We start from the raw sequence: 3,221 nt of genomic DNA on the forward strand, positions 1-3,221 counted from the left end.
CGCTATGCACCGCAGCTGCGTACGCTGCTTGCTGAGAACTTTCAGATTGTCGGTCATTGAGAGCCGAAATCCTGCATTCGCTAGGTATAATACCGTCAGCAACGAAAAGGAGATCCTGAGATCGAAGGCTACACGCCTTTTGACAGTGGCGTGATGATATTCTTGATGCCACCGATCCATTCAGGGAGTCCCCCATGATCCGCATCGGGATCGATCTTGGTGGCACCAAGACCGAGATCATCGCACTCGACCCCCACGGGTGCGAGCGATGGCGCCGTCGCGTTCCCACGCCGGCGGGCGACTATTCGGCCACCGTCGAGACGATCGTGGTCCTGGTGGAGGAGGCCGAGCGCACGCTGGGCACACGCGTCTCCGTTGGGGTTGGCATCCCTGGGTCGGTCTCTCCACTGACCGGACGCATCCGCAACGCCAATTCGACCTGTCTGATCGGGCAGCCGCTGCGCGAGGATCTGGAGGCGCGCCTGGGGCGGGAGGTCAGGCTGGCCAACGATGCCAACTGTCTGGCGGTCTCCGAGTCGACCGATGGGGCCGGTGCGGGTGCTGACGTGGTGTTCGCCGCCATTCTGGGCACGGGTGTCGGCGGCGGGCTGGTGGTGCATGGCCGGCTGCTGGTCGGGGCCAACGCCATCGCGGGCGAGTGGGGGCATTCGCCGCTGCCGTCACCGGGAGACGAGGATCGTCCGCTGCCGGGCTGCTATTGCGGGCGTTCGGGCTGCATCGAGACCTATCTCTCCGGTCCCGGCATGGCCTTGGATCATGGGCGCCGAACCGGTGCGAGGCTGGATGCGGCGGCCATCGCGGCGGGCGCCGAGGACGGGGATCCGGGCTGTGTCCGGACGCTGCAGCTCTACGAGCGCCGTCTCGCCCGTTCACTCGCGGGCGTGATCAACCTGGTCGATCCCGACGTCATCGTGCTCGGAGGCGGGCTCTCGAAGCTCGAACGTCTCTATCTGAATGTGCCCTGGCTCTGGGGCGAATGGATCATTTCCGATCAGGTGCTCACCCGGCTGCTTCCGGCGAGGCACGGCGACTCCTCGGGCGTGCGCGGGGCGGCCTGGCTGTGGCCGCTCGGGGCCGAGGAGGGGCAGGGGGATGCGTCTGAGACGGACTGAGGCGCTTCGACCCGAGGTGAGCGGTCGAGGATCCGGGGCTCATTCGCACTGCGTTAGCTTCGGCCATAGGCGTTTCATGTGCTCCTTCATCCTCGGCGAGATCTCCAGGGCGAATTCGAGGAATGCCTGCGCGACCAGCGAGAGTTCCTTGCCCTTGGGGTAGACCAGGTACCACTGACGCATGATGGGGAAACCCTCGACGTCGAGGATGGCGACCGGGCCGTCCGCCCCTTCCAGGGTCAGGGTGTGCAGAGAGAGTACCGAGAGTCCCAGGCCGCCCACGACGGCATGCTTGATGGCCTCGTTGCTGCCTAGTTCCATGCGGACCTTGGGCCGGAGGTCGAGCTGCTCGAAGACCTTCATGGTCGCATCGCGAATCCCCGAGCCGGGTTCGCGCAGGATGAGGAATTCCTCGGCGATGCGGCTGATGGGGATGTTCTTCTCGCCCACCAGGGGATGGTCGCGCGGCGCCATCACCACGAGCGGGTTCGGGGCGAACGGCACGGCCTCGACGTCGAGCTGGTCGTTGGGCGATTGGCCCATGATGTAGAGATCGTCCTCGTTGGCGGTCAGACGCTCGATGATGCGGTCCCGGTTCGAGACCTTGAGCGCGACCTCGATCCCCGGGTACAGCTTGCAGAACTCGCCCAGCACCTCCGGGGCGAAATACTTGGCGGTCGTGATGACGCCGAGACGCAGACGGCCGCGCTTGAGTCCCTTGAGGTCGGCGACCTTCATCTCGAGATTGGCCAGGGTCTCGAAGATGACGCGACAGGACTGGTAGAGCGCGGCGCCGGCCTCGGTCGGCCGGGCCTGGCGGCCGACCTGCTCGAACAGCGGCAGACCCAGGGCGTCGGCCAGCTTCTTGGTCTGCATCGAGACCGTGGGCTGGGTGACGAAGAGTTCGTCCGCGGCACGGGTGAAGCTGCCGAGCCGGATGATCGCCTCGAACACCTGAAGCTGGCGCAGGCTCGCGTGGCGGATCAGATGCTGGGGCATCGCCGCCGGCGGGGTATAGGTCTGTTCGCTGAAAGGGGGCACGGTTCGTCCTCTCTTGGTCTCGTGGTCGAGTTCCTCGGGGCTACCCCTGGTTATCTGCGCCCCGACGGCCGATTCCGCAATCCCTCGAGCCTCAGGGAGTCCGAGACCCGGCGAACCGATCCGGCTCAGTCGGGCCAGACGCGGCCGGTCGAGCGATAGGTGTCGCGGGTCTCGGTCGCGACCGGTTTCGGCTGGGGCCGCCGGGTCCGGCGGGTCTCTGGGGGCTTCTGCCGGGACGCCGAAGGCTGGGTCGTCTCGGCGGGATCGCCCTTGGCCGCTGCGGGTGTCTTGCGGCGGCGGGGCGTGGCGGCCGGTTCGTCGCCGCTATTCTCGGTGGTCGTCATGCCCTGATACCTCCCGGGTCGAGATCCTGGGGTTCATGATGGGGCTGTCTCAAGCCGCGACGCACGTCGGGCCGAAGGCCTCCAGGAGCCGGGCGAAGCGGCGCTGCTCTTCGGCCAGCGATTCACGGCCTTCCTCGGCATGGATGGTGATGTTCACATAGTCCCGGCCGAATCCCAGGTCCGGGTAGAGTCCCTCGCGCTCCGAGAGCTCGGCCGCCTCGTCGAGGAAGTCGCGCAGGGCGTCGTAGCTCTCGAACTCGTATCTGGCCTCCAATCGGGCCGGGCGTGCGCGTTCTTTCCAATTCGGTCTCATGGCTCGTCTCCACTATCTGCCGATCCGCCGTTGCGGAGCGTCTTGGATGGGGCGGTCCAGCGACTGCATCCACTGGATCAGATCCCGGGCATGGGCCTGCTCCTCTTCGAGCAGGTCCTGGAAGAAGATGCGGTCGTCGCGGCTGCCGATCCGGGCGCCATGTCGGGCCGCATCCAGGTACAGCTGCACCAGCTCCAGCTCGAAGGCGTAATCGGCCTGGAGCAGGGCGGGCAGGTCGGTCCCCAGGGCGGCCGGACGCAGCTGCGAGGCATTGGGCGCCACCCCGAGCGCGAGCATGCGGGCGATGATCCGCTCCACATGCCCCATCTCCTCGTGCGCCTCCTCCCGCAGCCGGCGGGCCGGCTCGTCCAGTCCCCAGGTGGCGACGAG

5 protein-coding genes are annotated in these 3,221 nt (G+C 66.9%); 1 reads left to right on the forward strand and 4 read right to left on the reverse strand.

The window, feature by feature from the left end; translation table 11 throughout:
• Window positions 1-194: 194 nt before the first annotated feature.
• Window positions 195-1,133: an ROK family protein gene (locus D779_RS20305; protein WP_043758114.1), complete on the forward strand. Its 939-nt coding sequence runs from the start codon at window positions 195-197 to the stop codon at window positions 1,131-1,133.
• Window positions 1,134-1,172: 39 nt separating this feature from the next.
• Here D779_RS20305 and D779_RS20310 read toward each other — a convergent pair whose 3' ends face one another.
• The 4 genes from D779_RS20310 to D779_RS20325 form a co-directional block, all read right to left on the reverse strand.
• Window positions 1,173-2,132 (reverse strand): LysR family transcriptional regulator, encoded by a 960-nt coding sequence (locus D779_RS20310; RefSeq protein ID WP_043758117.1) that lies wholly within the window; start codon window positions 2,130-2,132, stop codon window positions 1,173-1,175.
• 167 nt (window positions 2,133-2,299) lie between these two features.
• Window positions 2,300-2,518, reverse strand: a complete 219-nt coding sequence (locus D779_RS20315; RefSeq protein ID WP_043758119.1) for a hypothetical protein — start codon at window positions 2,516-2,518, stop codon at window positions 2,300-2,302.
• A gap of 49 nt (window positions 2,519-2,567) precedes the next feature.
• On the reverse strand, window positions 2,568-2,831 hold the full coding sequence (locus D779_RS20320) for a 4a-hydroxytetrahydrobiopterin dehydratase (RefSeq protein ID WP_043758122.1): 264 nt from the start codon (window positions 2,829-2,831) through the stop codon (window positions 2,568-2,570).
• Window positions 2,832-2,843: 12 nt separating this feature from the next.
• Window positions 2,844-3,221, reverse strand: a 378-nt coding sequence (locus D779_RS20325; RefSeq protein WP_043758123.1) for a ferritin-like domain-containing protein, incomplete at its 5' end; no start/stop codon positions are given.

This window comes from Imhoffiella purpurea (assembly GCF_000585215.1).
In the GTDB taxonomy this organism is placed as follows: domain Bacteria; phylum Pseudomonadota; class Gammaproteobacteria; order Chromatiales; family Chromatiaceae; genus Imhoffiella; species Imhoffiella purpurea.